Annotated in this window: 19 protein-coding genes and 1 pseudogene; 1 reads left to right on the top strand and 19 read right to left on the bottom strand. The window is 28.5% G+C overall.

What is annotated here, in order from left to right; genetic code table 11:
• The 6 genes from ASHG_RS01650 to nth all read right to left on the bottom strand — a co-directional run bounded on the left by ASHG_RS01650 (window position 1) and on the right by nth (window position 5,216).
• Entirely contained in the window at window positions 1–1,197 is a 1,197-nt protein-coding gene (locus ASHG_RS01650) for a phosphoglycerate kinase (RefSeq protein ID WP_040397083.1), read from the bottom strand.
• 47 nt (window positions 1,198–1,244) lie between these two features.
• On the bottom strand, window positions 1,245–2,252 hold the full coding sequence (gene gap, locus ASHG_RS01645; RefSeq protein WP_040397081.1) for a type I glyceraldehyde-3-phosphate dehydrogenase: 1,008 nt from the start codon (window positions 2,250–2,252) through the stop codon (window positions 1,245–1,247).
• A 77-nt stretch (window positions 2,253–2,329) separates the two neighbouring features.
• Window positions 2,330–3,256 (bottom strand): thioredoxin-disulfide reductase, encoded by a 927-nt coding sequence (gene trxB / locus ASHG_RS01640; RefSeq protein WP_040397080.1) that lies wholly within the window; start codon window positions 3,254–3,256, stop codon window positions 2,330–2,332.
• Window positions 3,257–3,269: 13 nt separating this feature from the next.
• A complete protein-coding gene (locus tag ASHG_RS01635) occupies window positions 3,270–3,728 on the bottom strand; it encodes a tRNA (cytidine(34)-2'-O)-methyltransferase (protein ID WP_040397078.1) in 459 nt (152 codons plus the stop codon).
• Complete coding sequence (locus ASHG_RS01630) at window positions 3,721–4,554, bottom strand: Cof-type HAD-IIB family hydrolase (RefSeq protein ID WP_040397076.1); 834 nt, start codon at window positions 4,552–4,554, stop codon at window positions 3,721–3,723. Before ASHG_RS01630 ends, ASHG_RS01635 begins: the two co-directional genes overlap by 8 nt.
• Window positions 4,551–5,216, bottom strand: coding sequence for an endonuclease III (gene nth, locus ASHG_RS01625; protein ID WP_040397074.1), 666 nt, complete (start codon window positions 5,214–5,216; stop codon window positions 4,551–4,553). Before nth ends, ASHG_RS01630 begins: the two co-directional genes overlap by 4 nt.
• A 78-nt stretch (window positions 5,217–5,294) precedes the next feature.
• Here nth and rodA point away from each other — a divergent pair, with 78 nt between their 5' ends.
• On the top strand, window positions 5,295–6,461 hold the full coding sequence (rodA, locus tag ASHG_RS01620; RefSeq protein ID WP_040397073.1) for a rod shape-determining protein RodA: 1,167 nt from the start codon (window positions 5,295–5,297) through the stop codon (window positions 6,459–6,461).
• A gap of 55 nt (window positions 6,462–6,516) precedes the next feature.
• Here the strand turns inward: rodA and ASHG_RS01615 are convergent, their stop codons facing one another.
• From ASHG_RS01615 to ASHG_RS01560, 13 genes and pseudogenes are all read right to left on the bottom strand, one after another.
• On the bottom strand, window positions 6,517–7,053 hold the full coding sequence (locus ASHG_RS01615; protein ID WP_040397071.1) for a TIGR01440 family protein: 537 nt from the start codon (window positions 7,051–7,053) through the stop codon (window positions 6,517–6,519).
• Between the two features lie 55 nt (window positions 7,054–7,108).
• Window positions 7,109–7,738 carry a V-type ATP synthase subunit D gene (locus tag ASHG_RS01610; protein WP_040397070.1) on the bottom strand — a complete coding sequence of 210 codons (630 nt, stop codon included), beginning with the start codon at window positions 7,736–7,738 and terminating at the stop codon, window positions 7,109–7,111.
• Window positions 7,731–9,104 carry a V-type ATP synthase subunit B gene (locus ASHG_RS01605; protein ID WP_040397069.1) on the bottom strand — a complete coding sequence of 458 codons (1,374 nt, stop codon included), beginning with the start codon at window positions 9,102–9,104 and terminating at the stop codon, window positions 7,731–7,733. The genes ASHG_RS01610 and ASHG_RS01605 overlap by 8 nt, the downstream gene beginning before the upstream one ends.
• Window positions 9,101–10,852, bottom strand: coding sequence for a V-type ATP synthase subunit A (locus tag ASHG_RS01600; RefSeq protein ID WP_040397068.1), 1,752 nt, complete (start codon window positions 10,850–10,852; stop codon window positions 9,101–9,103). The genes ASHG_RS01605 and ASHG_RS01600 overlap by 4 nt, the downstream gene beginning before the upstream one ends.
• On the bottom strand, window positions 10,836–11,264 hold the full coding sequence (locus ASHG_RS01595; protein ID WP_244264224.1) for a hypothetical protein: 429 nt from the start codon (window positions 11,262–11,264) through the stop codon (window positions 10,836–10,838). The genes ASHG_RS01600 and ASHG_RS01595 overlap by 17 nt, the downstream gene beginning before the upstream one ends.
• On the bottom strand, window positions 11,233–11,457 hold the full coding sequence (locus ASHG_RS09270) for a hypothetical protein (protein WP_244264223.1): 225 nt from the start codon (window positions 11,455–11,457) through the stop codon (window positions 11,233–11,235). Before ASHG_RS09270 ends, ASHG_RS01595 begins: the two co-directional genes overlap by 32 nt.
• Window positions 11,458–11,471: 14 nt before the next feature.
• The gene (locus ASHG_RS01590) at window positions 11,472–11,708 is read right to left on the bottom strand and encodes a V-type ATP synthase subunit F (RefSeq protein ID WP_004813208.1); all 237 of its coding nucleotides are present in this window, start codon (window positions 11,706–11,708) and stop codon (window positions 11,472–11,474) included.
• Between the two features lies 1 nt (window position 11,709).
• A complete protein-coding gene (locus tag ASHG_RS01585; protein ID WP_040397065.1) occupies window positions 11,710–12,135 on the bottom strand; it encodes an ATP synthase subunit C in 426 nt (141 codons plus the stop codon).
• Window positions 12,136–12,146: 11 nt separating this feature from the next.
• Window positions 12,147–13,561 (bottom strand): annotated as a pseudogene (locus tag ASHG_RS01580) (V-type ATP synthase subunit I).
• Window positions 13,562–13,578: 17 nt separating this feature from the next.
• Window positions 13,579–14,451: a V-type ATP synthase subunit I domain-containing protein gene (locus ASHG_RS01575; RefSeq protein ID WP_040397063.1), complete on the bottom strand. Its 873-nt coding sequence runs from the start codon at window positions 14,449–14,451 to the stop codon at window positions 13,579–13,581.
• A gap of 4 nt (window positions 14,452–14,455) precedes the next feature.
• Complete coding sequence (locus ASHG_RS01570; protein ID WP_040397061.1) at window positions 14,456–15,433, bottom strand: V0D/AC39 family V-type ATPase subunit; 978 nt, start codon at window positions 15,431–15,433, stop codon at window positions 14,456–14,458.
• Between the two features lie 19 nt (window positions 15,434–15,452).
• Window positions 15,453–16,805 (bottom strand): tRNA (N6-isopentenyl adenosine(37)-C2)-methylthiotransferase MiaB, encoded by a 1,353-nt coding sequence (gene miaB, locus ASHG_RS01565; RefSeq protein ID WP_040397059.1) that lies wholly within the window; start codon window positions 16,803–16,805, stop codon window positions 15,453–15,455.
• Window positions 16,806–16,874: 69 nt separating this feature from the next.
• Window positions 16,875–18,950, bottom strand: a complete 2,076-nt coding sequence (locus ASHG_RS01560) for a bifunctional 4-hydroxy-3-methylbut-2-enyl diphosphate reductase/30S ribosomal protein S1 (protein WP_040397057.1) — start codon at window positions 18,948–18,950, stop codon at window positions 16,875–16,877.

Here is an 18,950-nt window from a genome sequence, read left to right as displayed (position 1 = left end):
TTATTTTCCGTCAATACAATCTATTCCTGGTAGAGTTTTTCCTTCTAAAAATTCAAGACTTGCTCCACCACCAGTAGATACATGAGTAATTTTATCCTTAAATCCTGCTTGTTCAATTGCAAGAGCACTATCTCCACCACCAACTATTGTAGTAGCTGAAGAATCTGCTAAAGCTTTTGCAACTTCATTTGTTCCATTAGCAAATGCCTTAACTTCAAACACTCCCATAGGTCCATTCCATACAACTGTTTTTGCTTTCTTTATAATATCAGCATATTCTTTTGCTGTTTTTGGTCCTATATCTAAGGCTTCTTTGTCTGTTGGAATATTATCTATATCAACAATTTCTGTTTCAGCATCATCTTTAATTTCTTCAGCAATAACAACATCTTTTGGTAAAAGAATTTTTACATTATTTGCTTCAGCTTTTTTAATTAATTCTAAAGATAAATCCATCTTATCTTCTTCAAGTAGAGATTTTCCTATTTCTTTTCCTTGTGCTTTTAGGAAAGTATAAGCCATTCCTCCACCTATTAAAATATAATCTACTTTTGAAATCAAGTTTTCAATTACACCGATTTTATCTGAAACTTTTGCACCACCTAGGATTGATACAAATGGTCTTTCTGGATTTTCAAGAGCTTTTCCCATTATTTCAATTTCTTTTTCAATTAAAAATCCTACAGCACTTTCAAGATTATTTGCCACACCTACATTTGATGAGTGAGCTCTGTGGCTTGTTCCAAATGCATCATTTACAAATAAATCTGCAAGAGAAGATAATTCTTTAGCAAATTCTTGATCATTTTTTGTTTCTCCGCCTACATATCTTGTATTTTCTAGTAAAGCTAATTCTCCATTTTCAAGATCTGCAACTTTTTCTTTTACTTTTTCATCAACTACAGTATCAGATGGAACAAAATGGAATTTTTCTCCATAATGATTTTCTAGCCAAGCTGCTACAGGCTTTAGTGAAAATTCTGGTTTTGCTTCACCCTTTGGTCTTCCCAAATGGCTCATTAATATTACTTTTGCATTATTTTCAAGTAAATAATCAATTGTTGGAAGAGCAGCTTTTATTCTTGTATCGTCAGAAATTGTATTGTTTCCATCTTTTGACAAAGGAACATTAAAATCAACTCTTACAAGAACTTTTTTTCCGTCTACATTTAAGTCTTTTACAGTTTTTTTATTCATAATTCTCCTCTAAAAAAGGCGAGAATTATATCTCGCCCGTTCAACTCTTAAAGATTTGCTAAGTAATCAAGTGTTCTAACTAGGTTAGATACGTATCCCATTTCATTGTCATACCATGCAACAGTTTTAACAACTTGAGTTCCATTTTCTCCCTCAACTATTTTTGTAAGTTGAGAATCAAATACTGAACCTGCTGGGTATCCTACTATATCGCTTGATACAACATCATCTTCTGTATAAGCAAATGCATCTGATGAGTATTTTTTCATTGCTGCATTAACTTCTTCAACAGTAACTTTCTTTTCAAGTACTGAGTAAAGTTCTGTAATTGATCCTGTTATTGTAGGAACTCTTAATGCTGATCCATCAATTTTTCCTTCTACTTCTGGAAGTACTTTACCTACAGCTTTAGCAGCTCCTGTTGATGCTGGAATTGTATTTTGTGCAGCAGCTCTACCGCCTCTTAAATCTTTTTTAGTAGCTGGTGTATCTTGGATAGCTTGTGTTGCTGTATAAGCATGGATTGTTGACATTTGTCCAGAAACAAATCCAAATTCATTTTTCAATACATTAACCATTGGTGCTAAGCAGTTTGTTGTACAGCTTGCTCCAGAAACTACTGTTTCTGATCCATCAAGGATTTCATGGTTTACACCATATACGATTGTTTTTAAGTCACCTTTTCCTGGTGCTGAAATTAGAACCTTTTTAGCTCCAGCTTTGATATGTGCTTCAGCTTTTTCTTTTTCTGTAAAGAATCCTGTACATTCAAGTACTATATCAACACCTAAATCTTTCCAAGGTAAATCTTCAGGATTTCTTTCAGCAAATACTTTGATTTCTTTACCATTTATTTTAAATCCATTATCTGTTAATTCAGCGTCTCCGTTGAATCTTCCTTGAGCTGTATCATATTTGAATGCATATAACAAGCCTTTTTTGTCAATAAGATCATTAATTGCTACTACTTCGATATTTTCTTCTACTTCAGAAATTCTTCTTAGTGTAAGACGTCCTATTCTTCCAAATCCATTAATAGCTACTTTTGTTGTCATTATTTCCTCCTAAGTGCTTTCTCAATGTGTTTTACAATATTTATTTTACTAATTGACGATTTTTTGTCAAGTTAGTTCTACCAATTACCATTTTCGATGTATTTGTTTGCCATTTCACTTGCAATACATCCATCACTTGTAGCAGTAACCATTTGTCTAATTTTTTTAACTCTAGTGTCCCCTACTGCAAATACACCTTTTACATTTGTTTTCATATCTTCATCTGTTGGTATATAACCATTTTCAAGATTTATTTGATTTTTAAATAAGTCAGTTTGTGGAATATTGCCTATATATATAAATACCCCAATTGGACTATTATCATCATTTTTTACTGATTCTAATTCTCCTGTTTGTGTATTTTTTAAAATTAATTCTTTTACCTCAGTATCACCTTTAATTTCATTAACTGTGTAGTTAAGTGAAAAATTAATTTTCTCATTTTCTTTACACCTATCTATTACTGTTTGACTTGCTCTTAGTCCTTCTCTTCTGTGAATTATATTTACACTTTTTCCAAATTTTGTTAAATATAGAGCTTCTTCTAGAGCAGCTTCACCGCCTCCAACTACATAAATATCTAATCCTTGGTAAAATGGACCATCACAAGTTGAACAATATGATACTCCCAGATTTGCAAATTCTTTTTCACCCTTTACATTTAATTTTCTGTGACTTGCACCTGTTGATAAAATTACAACTTTTGCTTCATAAACTTCATCTTTTGTATAAACTTTTTTTATATCAGAAGTTAAATCTACTTTTATTACTTCTTGGTACTTTATATCACAAAATTGTTTTGCTTGTTCTTCCATTCTTTCGGATAAAGCTAGCCCACCTGCACCTTTCATTGAACCTGGATAATTTTCTACGTGTTCTGTTGTAGCAATTTGTCCACCAGAAATATCTTTTTCTAAAATTAATGTTTTTAATTTTGCTCTTCCTGCATAAAGGCCCGCTGTAAGGCCTGCAGGACCTGCTCCTATAATTATTACATCTAACATTTAATCACCTCTATTATATTTTAAAATCATTTTGCCTTAGCCCTTCATATAGGACAATTGAAACTGAATTTGCCAAATTTAAGGACCTATCTAATTTTTTTGTCATTGGAATTGTGTAAATTCTATCTTTATATTTTTCCAAAATTTTCTTATCAATTCCTTCTTTTTCTCTACCAAAAATAAAAAAATCTCCATCTTTATAAGATATATCAGCATAATTCTTATTACTACCTGTCTCAATTAAGTACATATTTTTATTTTTTACATAGGAAAAAAATTCTTCTAATGAATCATGCACAACTAAATCTAGTTTATCCCAATAATCTATTCCTGCTTTTTTTAAACTTTTATCAGAAAAATCAAATTTAAAAGGTCTAACAAGATGAAGTCTAGATTCAGTTAAAACACATGTTCTTGAAATATTCCCAACATTTCCTGGATGTTCTGGTGAAATTAATACTATATTAAACATTAGAATTTTTCTCCAAAACTATATTTATTGCATCTACAAGGCCAAATTCATCGTTTGTAGAAACTACAAAATCAGAAATTTCTTTGACCTTATCAATAGCATTTCCCATTGCAAATGATATTCCAACATTTTCAAGCATAGGAATATCATTATCTTGATCACCTATTGCTGCCATTTCTTCTTTACTTATACCCAAAAGATAACTAATCTCACTTAAGCCATTAAATTTATTTACGTTTTTTTGCATTATTTCAATCATTCCATATGATGAAGTTGTAGCATAAAGTCCCATTTCTGAAACTTTTTCTAATATCGTACTTAATTTATTTGAATCATTCTTATCTAGGAATATTTGAAACTTAAATGCTGAATTTTTTCTTAATTTTAATTCTTTTAATGGTTTTATTGAAAACGAAAAATTAACTTGATAATTCATCCCATAAGTAGAATCTTTTTCTAAATGATTAAACCTTTCTGGACACATTCTATTCGAATAATATGTATCTAGATCATAAAATTGAAAAAAGAGTTTATTTTCTTGGCTAAAATTTATCAATTCTTCAACTTCTTCATATTTTAGGGGATTTTGATATATTAAATTTTCTTTGTTTATAAAGGCTAATGCACCATTATTAGTAACTAACGGATTATCTATACCTGTAGATTCCATTAAATACCTTACTGATGGTGTTGCTCTTCCTGATGTAAATACAAACTTGATTCCATTTTCATCGAGTTTTTTTAGTGCATTTATTGTTTTTTCTTGTAATATTGAATTACTATCAAGACTAGTTCCGTCTAAATCCATAGCAAATAATTTTATCATTTTCTCTCCTTATAGTCTTGGCATAAATCTCTTAAATCACATTCTTCACACATAGGATTTCTAGCCTTACAAATTTTTCTTCCATGTGCAATTATTTGATGATGAAGCTTTGACCATTTTTCTTTTGGCAGATTTTTCCTAAGATCTTTTTCTGTATTTAAAACATCCTTGCTATTTGCAAGTCCTATCCTATTTGAAACTCTTTGTACATGAGTGTCCACTGCAATTGCATCAATTCCAAATGCATTACTCATAACTACATTTGCAGTTTTTCTACCTACACCTGGTAATTTTGTTAGATCTTTCATATTATCTGGAACTATTCCATCAAATTCTCTAATTAACATTATCGACGCATTTTTTATATTTTTCGCCTTATTTTTATATAAACCACAAGTTTTAATATAGGATTCAATATCTTTTATATCCATATTTGCAAAATCTTCCGGTTTATTAGCATATTTAAACATATAACTTGTAACTTTATTTACTCTCACATCAGTGCATTGAGCAGATAAGATTGTAGCTACTAAAAGTTCAAAAGGTGTGGTAAAATCTAAAAAACTCTTATCTAAATTAGGATACATGTTATTAAGTCTATCTATTACTTCTTCTATTTGATTCTTAGTTAAAATAATTATCACCTCTTTATAAATAAACATTATACCCCTTATTATAAAAATATTAATTGAAGAATCATTCTTTATATTATATAATTAACTTTGAATTGGAGTGATGAAATGTTTAATTTAAAGAAAAAAGAATTTAAAAAATTTGATTGGCTTTTATTTTTGAGTGTAGCCTTTTTAAGTATATATGGTTTGTTCGTATTATACTCAGCTTTTTCAGGCGATATTTTAAAAATTAGAAGCCAACTTGTAGCATCAATTTTAGGATTTTTATTTATAATATTAATTTGTACTATGGATATGGATGTCATAAAAAAAGGAGCTTTACCCATTTATGTAATTTCTTTAATCCTTTTACTATTAACTATTTTTCTAGGACAAGGTGAGCAACAATGGGGTTCTAATTCTTGGTTAATTCTTGGACCTATTCAATTGCAACCATCGGAAATCACCAAAGTTGGTATAATTTTTTCATTATCAGCATATTTAGAAAAATATAAGGAAGATATAAATAAACCCTCAAGGTTACTATTAACTTTAATATTTGCAGGTCTCCCTGTTTTATTTATATTATTACAGCCAGATTTTGGAACAGCCATGGTTTATATTTTCTTTATAGCTATAATGTTATTTTCAGCTGGACTTTCATGGAAATGGATACTAGCTCTTTTAGCACTTGCATCTATTGGATCCTTAATATTAATTTTAAACCTAGAAGGATACAGAGCTGATAGAATTCACGATTTCTTAAATCCATCAAGAGATACATCAGGAAGTGGATGGCAACAACAACAAGGTCTTATTGCAATAGGTTCTGGTATGTTTAAAGGAAGAGGTTTTATGAAAGGTACTCAAGCTCAATATGGATATATACCAGAAAAAGAAACAGATTATATTTTTTCTGTTCTAGCCGAAGAATTAGGATTTATTGGTGCTATCTTAATGTTAATAGCTTTCATAATAATGATTTATAGGCTATTAATAATAAGTAAGAATTCAAAAAATTCATTTATATCATTAATGACAATAGGAATTTGTGCAATGTTTTTTGTTCATATATTTGAAAATGTAGCAATGACAATTGGATTAATGCCAGTAACAGGTATTCCTCTTCCATTTTTCTCATCAGGAGGAACATTCTTATTAATATGTTTTGTAAATATAGGTCTTGCCTTATCGGCATCTATGCAAAAGTCAACTTACGATATAGAAGACACAAGTGAATATGAAACTTTAAAATTTAAAAATAAAAGAGTAAGTAAAATTAACATATTTTAAATAAAAATAGCTTTGCTAATTAGCAAAGCTATTTTTATTTGTACTTATATAAAATCTATTCATATCTCGCCCTAATTCCACCGATTAATTTAGGTCTTGATTTTAAAGCAGTTAAGTTAGCTGATCCAATTTTTTTTATATTCAATCTAAGAGGAACTTGAACAAATTTAATATGCATTCCGATATTTGCATCTCCAATATCCATTCCACAGTCTCCACTAATATGTTCTATTACAACAGGTTCTTTAAAATTCTTATAAGCAGCAGTTGCAAATGAACCACCAGCATGAATTTTAGGTACAACAGATACAATTTCATACCCATCTCTTTTTGCTAAACTTTTCTCAACTACAATCGCTCTATTTATATGTTCACATCCCCCAACTGCAAGATAAATTTTTCTTTCATTTAAAATTTCAAGGAGAGTTTTTACAATTACTTCTCCAATTTCTTCACTAGAATGAGATCCAATATCAAAACCTGTAACTTCTGAAGAAGATCCACCTAGAACAAAAACTTCTCCCTCTTTTGCATCACTTTTTTCAATAATTTCAAGACAAGCATTTCTTACATCATTTTTAATTTTATCCATAAGTCCTCCCTTATCTTTTATAAATATACCCAATAAAAAAAGATAAATGAATAAATCACTTATCTTTTTGAATTTTTTTGTCTTTAACCATTTTTGTCTTAGAAAATTCTTCCCTTTCTCTTTCTTCAATTTGACTAGATATGGATTTAATTATAGACTGATAATTTGGTATTTGAACTTTTTCTAAAGAATTCACTTTTTTTGATGTTCTTTTTATTTCTGTATCCAAATTTTTAATAGTTGTATCAAGTTCAGCTAATTTATATACCTTATCTTTCACATCATTTAAAGAAATAAGAGCCTCATCAAACAAAGAATTTGTTAGATTTAACGAATATGACAAGTCTAATTTTTTTTCATCAAAATCTATTTCAAAAATTCTTGTTTGCATAAATTTTTTCTCTTTTAAAGATATAGAATTATCAATAGGAACAGATAAGGCTATTGACTTTAACCTATCTTCTCCTGTAGTAACTATAGCTTTTTTAATATTTTTCTTAACATCTTTTACGGAAGAATTCACTATATTATTTAATTCATTTCTTTGGTTAATTTTTGCATTATACTGACCAATCAAGGCTTTTCTTTTTTTATCAAGGATATCATACCCCTCGTTAATCAAGTCAAGTTGACTTTTTGCCTTCATTAAATTTGCCTTTGTTGGAGCAAATTTTGTCTCAGTCATTTTTATCACCCAAGAACTTTTCTTTATTTTCTGAACTTACCCTATGAATTTCTTCAATTGGTAAGATTTTCAAAATTTCCCATCCCAAGTCCAAAGATTGTTCAAGACTCCTATTCTCATAAGGATCTTGACTTAAAAATTTATTTTCAAATTCTTTACCAAATTTTAAGTATGCTTTATCAACATCTGATAAATCATCTTCTCCTACAATTTGAGAAATATTTCTAATTTCTTGAACCTTTGAATAAGATTCATAAAGTTGGTTCATAAGATCTTCATGATCTTCTCGTGTATATCCTTCACCAATACCATCTTTCATCAGCCTTGATAATGATGGCAAAACATTAATTGGTGGATAAATACCTTTTTGGTCAAGCATCCTATCAATTACAATTTGTCCTTCGGTAATATATCCAGTTAAATCCGGAATTGGATGAGTTATATCATCGTTTGGCATGGTTAAAATTGGAATTAAAGTAACTGATCCATTAATTCCTTCAATCATACCAGCTCTTTCATATAAACTTGCAAGATCTGAATATAAATATCCAGGATATCCCTTACGAGAAGGAACTTCTTGTCTAATTGATGAAACTTCACGAAGAGCTTCTGCGTAAGAAGTTATATCAGTAATTATTACCAAAACATGTTTATTTTTTTCAAAGGCCAAATATTCAGCAGCTGTTAGTGCACATTTAGGTGTTATTAATCTTTCCATAATTGGATCATCAGCCAAATTTTCATACATTACAACCTTATCTTTAACACCGGCCTTTGTGAAGGCATCTTCAAAAAACATAGCTTCATCTTTTTTAATTCCCATCGCTGCAAAAACAAAGCAAAAATCTTCGTCAGTTTTTAACTTAGCTTGTCTTACAATTTGAGCAGCAATTTCATTGTGTGGCATTCCAGATCCTGAAAAAATAGGAAGTTTTTGTCCACGTATTAATGTTGTAAGAATATCGATTGATGAAATACCAGTTTGAATAAAATTTCTTGGATATTCTCTTGCAACAGGATTTAGCGGATTTCCTTCAACTGAATAAAATTTATCAGAATAGACTTCTCCACCATCATCTATTGGTATTGCAATACCATTAAATGTTCTTCCTAAAATAGATTCATTTAAAGGAATTTCCAATGGTTTTTCTTCAAATTCTACAACTATATCATTTAAAGAAAAATCTTGAGTATTACCAAAAACTTCTACAGTTACAGTCTCATCATCAATCTTTACAACTTGACCGATAAAATTTTGACCCAAAGTGTTTATTTTTACAACAGCGTTATAGGCAATATCTTCAACTTTTTCAAGTTCAATAATTGATGCTTCTATTTTTTTAATCCTTGTATATTGCTTTCTCATTCTTCACCTTCTTCTAAAGTTTGAAAATATGAGCGAATATTATTATTTAATTCAACAAATTTTTCAAGTTCATCATTTTTAATATCATATTTCACGGAATTAATTTTTGCTATTAAGCCTTTATTATAAATTTTATTGTAGGAAATTCCCTTATCAATAGCTGTGTTTGAAAGTTTATAGTAATTTTTTATAACCTTAAGCATTTGAATTTGTTTGTCAAGTGGAACATACTTATCTATATCGTTAAAGGCATTTTGTTGCAAAAATGCAATTTTTAACATACTCGCTACATCTAAAAGATTTTTTTGTTTATTTGATAAAGAATCTTTACCAACTAACATTACAATGGATTGAAGTTTTTCTTCTTCTGTCAAAATTTCCATCATACTGTTTCTCAACAAAACTATATCCTCGCCAGTTAAATCTTCATAGTATCCAGCCATTTGATTTAAATAATTTGAATAGGATGTTAACCAATTTATTGCAGGATAGTGTCTAGAATAAGCAAGATTTTTATCAAGTCCCAAAAATACATTTACACTTCTTCTTGTATTTTCAGTTACAGGTTCTGAAAAATCTCCACCAGTTGGTGAAACTGCACCAATTAATGTAACAGAACCATGACTTCCATTTAAATTATCAAAATCTCCTGCTCTTTCATAAAATTGTGAAATCCTAGAGCCAAGATAAGCCGGATATCCTTCCTCGGCTGGAATTTCTTCAAGTCTTGCAGAAATTTCTCTCAAGGCTTCTGCCCATCTTGATGTTGAATCTGCCATTAATGCCACATCATATCCCATATCTCTAAAATATTCTGCCATGGTAATTCCTGTATAAATACTGGCTTCTCTTGCAGCTACTGGCATATTTGAAGTATTGGCTATAAGAATAGTTCTTTCCATGAGTCCTCTTCCAGTATTTGGATCAATCAAATCTGGGAAATCTTCAAGAACTTGAGTCATTTCATTTCCACGTTCTCCACAACCAATATAAATAATTATATCAGCGTTTGAATATTGGGCTAACTGGTGTTGAAGCATTGTTTTTCCTGTTCCAAAACCACCAGGAATTGCAACAGTTCCTCCTTTTGCTATTGGAAAGAATATGTCTAAGACTCTTTGTCCAGTTAACAAAAGTTCGCTTAATGGTTTAGATCTTTTTATAGGTCTTTGAACTCTAACTGGCCAATATTGGTAAAGTTTTAAATTTTCTATACCGTTTTCTGTCTTAACTTTTACAATTGTATCTTCCAATTTATACTTACCATCATTTTCTACTTCTACAATTTCACCTGAAACAGTTGACATTAACCTATGTTCAATAACTGAAGTTTCATCAATTGTGGCATATATTTGACCTTTTTTAATTTCTTCACCAGTTTTTACTTTAATTTTAACATCCCAGTTTCTTTCTTCATCTAAATTTGAAAGTCCTAGTCCAGACGGGATAAAAGATCCATGTTTAGATTTTATTTTGTCAAGTGGTCTTTGAATACCGTCAAACATGTTTCCAATCATTCCTGGTCCAAGTCTAACTGATAAGGCCCTGTTTGTTTTAATTATTTCATCATTTACCTTTAAACCTGATGTATCTTCATAAACTTGGATTGTAGCAAGATCTCCATCAATAGATACAACTTCACCAATTAGTTTTAAATCGCCAACTGTAACCATCTCTCTAATTTTTAAAGATGATGCATTTCTCGCTTGAATTACAGGTCCATTTATAGATTTAATTGTTGGAGTCATTTTCATCCTCCATTTCTTTTTCATATTCATCAGAAATTATATTATAAAATTTACTTCCGATTTCGTATTTATAGTTTTCTAATTTTTTTTCTAAAGAATAATCATATTGATAAGTTAAGTCCTTGCTTTTTATTACAAAGCCTCCAATTTTTGAATCATCTATAATATCAGTGTCAAAGTCAAACAGATCTTGATCAGATCTTTTTACACATAAAATTAAATCTTGATTATCCTCTGATAGTTTTTTAAAAACTTTATTTGCTTCACTTTTTAGTTTTTCTTTATATTGTTCACTTTTGCTATATTCAATTAATTCATCTTTGATTTCTTCTATTAATTGATTTAACAAAGATTCCTTAAACTTATTATATGAAGTTTTTTTATGTTGAGATATATTTGCAATTTTTTTCATTCTTTCTAGAATTAGCAAATTCTTTTCTCTTTTTAATATATTTCCTATAGTTTTTGTCTAAACGATCTTTCATTTCATTTAAAGTTTTAGAAGATGAATCTGTAGATTCATATAATTCTTTTTCACTTTTCCTTTTTTCATTTGACCAGACCATTTTTCTAAAACTAGAAATTTTTGCACTTAAATCTAGCATTTAAGTCTCCTTTACTAATCTAAAACTACTACTAAAGGAGTAGCATTATCTACCCTATAATCTTCAACTTCTTTTTTTATTTTTTCATAACAAAATTTAGAAAAAATAATTAAGGCCAAATCTTTTTCTTTGGCAAGTTTTTGAAAATTTTCAGATATTTCATTTTCTTTTTCTACAATGACACCTTCAATTCCTCCAAGCCTAAAGCCTAGAAGTAAAGACATATCATTTGTTATTATTTTCGCTTTCATTTTAAGCAAATAAAATCATTATTGAAATAATTACACCAAAGATTGCAATACCTTCAGCAAGTCCAACAAAAATTATTGTTCTACCAAGAATTGACGCATCTTCTGAAATTGCTCCTAGTGCTGCTGATCCTACTTGACCAACTGCATAACCTGTTCCTATTGTTGCAAGTCCTGTTGAAAGTGCTGCACCAATATATTTTAAACCATTTCCAGCATCACTTGCAGATCCTGCTGCTGCAGCTTTTACTCCATTTGGTAAAACCAATACTAAAATCATTGCCATTATTGGAATAAATGTTGATAAGTTAATTTTTAATGCTTTTCTTATTTTATCCTTTGAGCCATCTTCGTTATTTTTTAATAGGTATAAACCTGAATAAATTGTCATTACTACGCAAGCTAATGCTAAAATTGAAACTAAAATCATTTTTTTTCTCCTTATAATTTACTAATCGGACTAAATTTTTGTCCATCACCTTTGTAATATTTACTAAACATTTCGTAAAATTCCAGTCTTAAACCTTGAATAAATACGATCATACCTTCAAGACCTATAATTAAAATATTTCCTAAGATCAAAATTATTATCCCAATAAATCCACCACCTACAAGTTTGCTCATTACTTCAAATGCCATATATAAGCCAACGTGGTTAATGGCAAATGCTCCAACTCTTGTAAAAGATACAAGATTTGAAAATACAGATAGTAGAGCCTCTATAATTGAAAAGGAACTCTCTATATAATAATCAGAACTTGATTGGTCATATATTGGATAAATATCTAATAATTTTCTTGAAATAGGTTGTTTAAATACCATCATTACTATTGATAAAATTAATAATATAATTGAAACTGTCATTGGCATAGGATTTACTTTGACTATATTTAAAATTATTAAGATAAATGAAATCATCATCAATAATCCTGTAAATCCTTCTTTACCAAAAACACCTTCTTCAAAATCTTTTTGCTTGTGAAGTTTATTGTAAATTCCTAAAATATAGGATATTACCATCAATATTACACCAAAAGCAACAGATGCTATCAAAACTTTAATTATATTATCAAAAGGCTTAATTAAAATTGTTGGAATCAAATCTTCTATACCAAAAACCGAACCATACATCAAGCCAAAAAACGATGCTGAAAAACCAATTCTTCTAATTAATTGACCGAAAATTTTACTTTTCTTTTCTATCAAAAAACTAGCTAAAACAAATACTAATCCTTGGCCCAAATCTCCAAACATCATTCCGTATAATAGCATATAAGTTATAGCAAAAAATCCTGTTGGATCTATTTCGTTATAATTTGGTGCTCCATACATATTTACCAAGAATTCAAAAGGCCTAGTTATTTTATTATTTTTTAACTTTGTAGGTGGATTAGCTATTGTTTGGCTATTTTTTTTTGGTCGACTAAGCTATCTTCATACTTGTCGACTGTATCTCTAACTAATTGTATTTTAGACTCTGGGACCCACCCTGATAAATAAAAATATTTTCGACCCTTTAACATTTTATCCTTAAGCTTTGATGATTTTTTATAAAAATCTATAGTTTTAGGTAAATTTTTAAGATCATCGATATTATCATCTTTTATTTTTTTAAGTTTATTGTCTATTTCTTTTAGTTTAGCCTTATTATTTTCATATTCTTTTTTTATTTCATCAATACTTTTTCCATCTGGTATATCCTCGTCAATAAAGCCAAGCGAAGATATAGTCCTATTTACTTCATCTTCTACACTTTTTGGATAAACTAATAGATAATCTTCATTTCCACTTTCTATAGATTGGTCACGGTTATTTCTTGACCTATCTTTAAAGCCAAATTTTTCTAATATATTCATAAAACCTCCTTTCTTTATTATTCAATAATTTTTTTGAAAAATTCCTTAATTAAGTTTTCTTTCTTAGCCTTAAATACTTTTTCACTTTCTACTTTTTGCTTTTCATAGAAGCTTTCAATTTCTTTATTCTTATAATCTGCCTCTTTTAATATATCATCATATAATTTATTAGCATCTTCTTTTGTTTTTTTATCGTAATCTTTTGACAATTCTAAGCTTACTTTATTTATATTATCCTTTTCATTTTTAATGATATTATCTGTATCTTTTCTTAGCTTAGATGTTTCATCATCTATGCTATAAATACTTTTTAAGGCCTCTTTATTTTTTTCTATATCAGGATCATTTTTTTGTAAATGAATAATTAGTGATGGAATAGATTCATAGTTATTTTTTAAGATAAATCTTCCATCTTTACTAACTTCCCCTAGCCTATAATTGAAATAATTTAAACTTGTTATTTTGTTTATATCAATTTCTTCATTTTCAAGAGCTTGCAAATTGTTTAAATACTCTTCAAGTTTGTCATTTCTTTCTTCTAAGGCTTTTTTCTTTTCAATATTCTCTTCAAATATTTCTAGCAAATTTTTAAGTTTTTCATCATTAATTCTTCTACCGCCCTTAGAATCATCTAAATTTAGAAAATCTTTTATATCTTCAAGTTTATTTATAAATGAAGGATCTACTTTATCAAAACTTTCAAGATCATTAAAGTCCTCAGTTTTTTCAATATTTTCTTCACTGGCTCTAATTGAAAATTCTCTGTTTTGTATTTGTCTAAAAGCATCAACTTGGTCAAATTCATCAATATCTATTAAATCTTCTAAAAAATCATCAAGATTATCTAGCCTTGCCATAATATTAACCAAGTGCATTTTTTCGACAGCCATATTATCACCTCTTTATTATATAATGTTTCTTTTCATCCTTATCAAATGTTTCATCAAATTCTAATATACTTATAATATTTTTATTTGAAATTGTCATCATATCTACTATATATATTAAATTTAACAAGTCATGTTTAGAACTTGATAATTTCTTTGAATTTTCACTTAACAAATCTTCTTTAGCCTTGTAAAAGTTATAGGTAGAAAGAAATAAGTCTTTATAATTTGTTTTTAAAATCTCATCTTTAAATTTATTAAAATCTAAACTTGATAATTTTTTCAAGTCTTTTGTTCTTAAATATTTACCCCCCTCAATTAAATAATTAAATATTTCATAGTTATTTAGAGAGAAGTTTTTCTTTAACCTATATAACATTTCTATATTAAAAATATCTATTTGCTTACCTACAAAATCTTTTAATTCAAAGCCAATATTCTTTGGTAACTTCTTTGTCTCTTCAAGTAATTGTCTATAATATAATTTATTTAAAGAATTTGAAATTAAAAATATAATAGACTTCTTTTCTATGTTTTCATTTAAAAATGGATAAAGAGTCCTATAATACTTACTTGATTTAGATTTTCTTACAAAACTTTCAAAATCATCATCTTTTGAGACATTTATATCATGTGAAAATTTTTCTCTTTTTATAATATCTAAACTGTCATCTAAATGATTGTTAATAATAGCTTGAACTATTAATTGCATAAGTTGTAATTCAAATTTTGAAATATATTTTATGAAAAATTCCTTTTCTTCACCTTTTAAAAATTTCAAAAATGAATTTAGATCATCATATAATTTATTTGAAAGAAAAATTTCTAAATCTTTTTTAGAACTAACATTTGGTATTTCACTATTATTATTTCTAATTATATCTAATTTTCTTTCAAAATTATCTTCATACAATAAATCTCTACATATTTCTTTTGTAGGCAACTTACCAAGTTTAGCTTTTGCTTTTACTACATAAGCTTTCATAATGCCTTCTTTCTTTATATTAAACGAGATGGCCTGATATAGTAAATGATGTATTATCAGTTATTTTTACTTTTACAATCTGTCCTATTAATTTCTTATCAGCTTCAACATGAACTAGCTTAAAGGTATCTGTTCTTCCAGTAAGAACATTCTTGTTATTTTTACTTTCAGATTCTAATAAAACCTCAACAATTTTTCCAACATATTCTCTATTTTTTTCATTAAATACAGGATATAAGGTATCTAGTAATCTATCAAACCTATCTTGAACTATTTTTTCATCAATCGGTTCAAGTTTTGCTGCTTTTGTTTTTGGTCTTGGTGAATATTTAAATGTAAATGCTGTATCAAAACCAACTTTTCTACAAACATCCAAAGTTTCTTGGAAATCTTCTTCTGTTTCTGTAGGATAGCCCACAATAATATCAGTAGAAATTGCTATATTTGGAATTTCTTCCCTTAATTTTCTAGCCTTTTCTAGATATTGCTCTTTGTTGTATTTTCTATTCATATCTTTAAGAACCTTATCGGAACCTGACTGCATTGGTAGGTGGAAATAATTGCAAATATTATCATTTTCTTTAATCACCCTGATTAAATCATCAGATAAGTCCTTTGGATGGCTTGTTGTAAATCTAAGTCTTTTTAGACCTTTAATTTGTGCACATTTTTCTAAAAGTTCTGGAAAAGTTACATTAAAATCAGACTTATTTCCATAAGAATTTACATTTTGCCCTAGAAGAGTAATCTCTTTATAGCCATTTTTTACTAAATTCTCAATCTCTTCAATTATATGAGATGGTCTTCTACTTTCTTCTCTTCCTCTTGATTGAGGCACTATACAGTAAGAGCAGAAATTATCACATCCTGTCATTATATTTACATATGCTTGGAAATTATTTTTGCTATTATAATTTACATAATCATCTTTGACATTATCTTCAGAAACATCTATAACCCTTTCTCCAGTTTCTAGATATTTAAATAAAAGATCAGGTAAAGAATTTATATTTTTTGTTCCAAAAATTATATCAACTTCTCTATGTTTTTTTTCAATAACTTCTCTAGCTACACTTGTTTGCATCATGCAACCTGACACAGCAATTATTTTTTCGGGATTTTCTTCTTTTAATTTTTTTAAACTGCTAACTTGCCCATATAATTTTAATTCTGCATTTTCTCTTACCAAGCAAGTATTAAATAAAATAAAATCAGCTTCGTTTCTATCGTCTGTCAGTGTATAACCTAAATCTTCTAAAATATAGGATATTCTTTCAGAATCATGTTCGTTCATCTGGCAACCAAAAGTTGTTATATTATATTTTTTACCTTTAAAATAATCCTTATATATTGTATTATTTTTTAATTGCATATATCTCCTTAAAACCAAAAAGAGATGATTTTAATCATCTCTTTTTGTAAAATTGTAATTTATCAAATATTATTCTTCAGTAGAATCTTCGTCTTCTATTTCAATACCTGATAATACTTCTTCTATAGCAAATCCAATGTTATTATTTAAATCATTGTCACCAAATTCATTATTTGATTCTTTCTTTTCTGCTCTTCTTTTAGCTTTTGCATTAGATCTGTTTTTGTTTTCTTCGTTATTTCTTCTTGGTTTTCTTTCAGTTCTTTCTGGTGCTTCTTTTAAAGCTTTTATTGAAAGACCGATTTTTTCTTCTTCTGGGTCAATACTTAAAATCTTAACTTCTACTTCATCACCAATGTTTAATTCATCTGATGGTTTTTCAACATGATCCCAAGAAATTTCAGAAACATGGATTAATCCTTCAACTCCTTCGCTTACTTCAACGAAAGCACCAAAGTCTAATAAATTAACAACTTTTCCTGTTATCACATCTCCAACCTCATGACTACCAACAAATTCAGCAAATGGTTTTTCTAAAAGTTGTTTTCTTCCTAAAGAAATTCTGTTCTTTTCTTTGTTAAGTTTTAATATTTTAACTTCAATATCATCTCCAATATTTAATACATCCTTTGGATGTTCTACTCTAGTCCAAGCTATATCAGAAACGTGAAGTAAACCATCTAAACTACCTATTTCTATGAATGCACCAAAATCAGTAAGTCTTGCAACTTTTCCAGTAATTATTTGACCTTCTTCTAGTTCATCCCATTGTTCATCAAGTTTTTCTTCAACTATATCTTTTCTTGATAAAACAAGACGATTTTTTCTTTCGTCTATAGAAATTATTTTAAGATCCCAATGTTCACCAACAAATTTTTTGAAGTTTTTAACAAAGTATGGTGCAATTTGACTTGCTGGAACAAAACCATTTATTCCCATAACTCTAGCTGTTAAACCACCTTTATTTGATCCAGTAATATCACCTTCAACAGTTTGTTCGTTTTCATAAGCTTCTTTAAGGTTTTTCCAATTTTTCATTCCTTCTACTCTTCTTGTAGATAATGAAACATTTCCTTCTCCATCGTCAAGTTTAATTACATATACTTCAATTTCTTGACCTACTTCAAAATGTTCTTTTGGATTTTCTTTTTGTTCTTCAGACATTTCATCAAGTTTTACAATTCCGTCAGCACGATATTGAATGTCTACAAAAACCTCATCATCTTTCACATCAATAATTGTTCCATTTACAACATCTCTAGGATATATTTTTTTCATACTATCTTCAATGCTGTTCATTAATTCTTCATTTGTTAAATCATCCATCCTATTAACTACCTCCTCGATAACCTTATCTGGTGTGGATGCACCAGCGATTACCCCTATTATATTAAAATTTGAGAGCTTTTGCAAAGGTAGATCTTTAACAGTTTCTATTCTTTTAACATTTTTACAATACTTTTGTGCTATTTGATAAAGCTTATTTGTATTTGAACTATTAAAACCACCAACAACAACCATACAATCAACTTCTTTAGAAAGACTTTTACATGATTCTTGTCTTAATCTAGTTGCATTGCAGATTGTATTTTCTACTATTACATCATCATTCGTCTTCTCTAACTCATGAGCAATATTCTCAAAAAAATCAATTCTGTTTGTTGTTTGACTTACAACATAAAGTTTTGACATATTTGTAATATTTTTTGCTTCAGTCTCATCTTTTATTATTATACCATCATTTACATAAGATGCCATAGCTTTTATTTCAGGATGATTTTTATCCCCAATAATTACTACTTTATATCCTTCATTTTCTTTTTCTTTTATTTTTTTATAAATATTTAAAAGAACAGGACAAGTTGCATCTATTACGTCATTTAAATTTTTTCTTATAGTATCTTTTAATTCTTCCCTAATACCATGACTTCTAATTACGATTTGTGAATTATTTTGATTTAATACTTCATCTTCATCTATAACGCCAACACCTTTTTCTTCAAGCATTTGAACTTGAGTAGGGTTATGAACTAAGGGTCCTAGGGTATAAGTATTTTTATTATTTTCACTTGCTTTATTTGCAAGGTCAACACTTCTTCTAACTCCATTACAAAAGCCAGAATTTTTCGCTACAATTACTTTCAT

Origin of the sequence: Anaerococcus senegalensis JC48, from assembly GCF_000321005.1 — a bacterium.
GTDB classification, from domain to species: Bacteria; Bacillota; Clostridia; order Tissierellales; family Peptoniphilaceae; genus Anaerococcus; species Anaerococcus senegalensis.
This window is presented reverse-complemented; position numbering and strand designations above follow the sequence as displayed.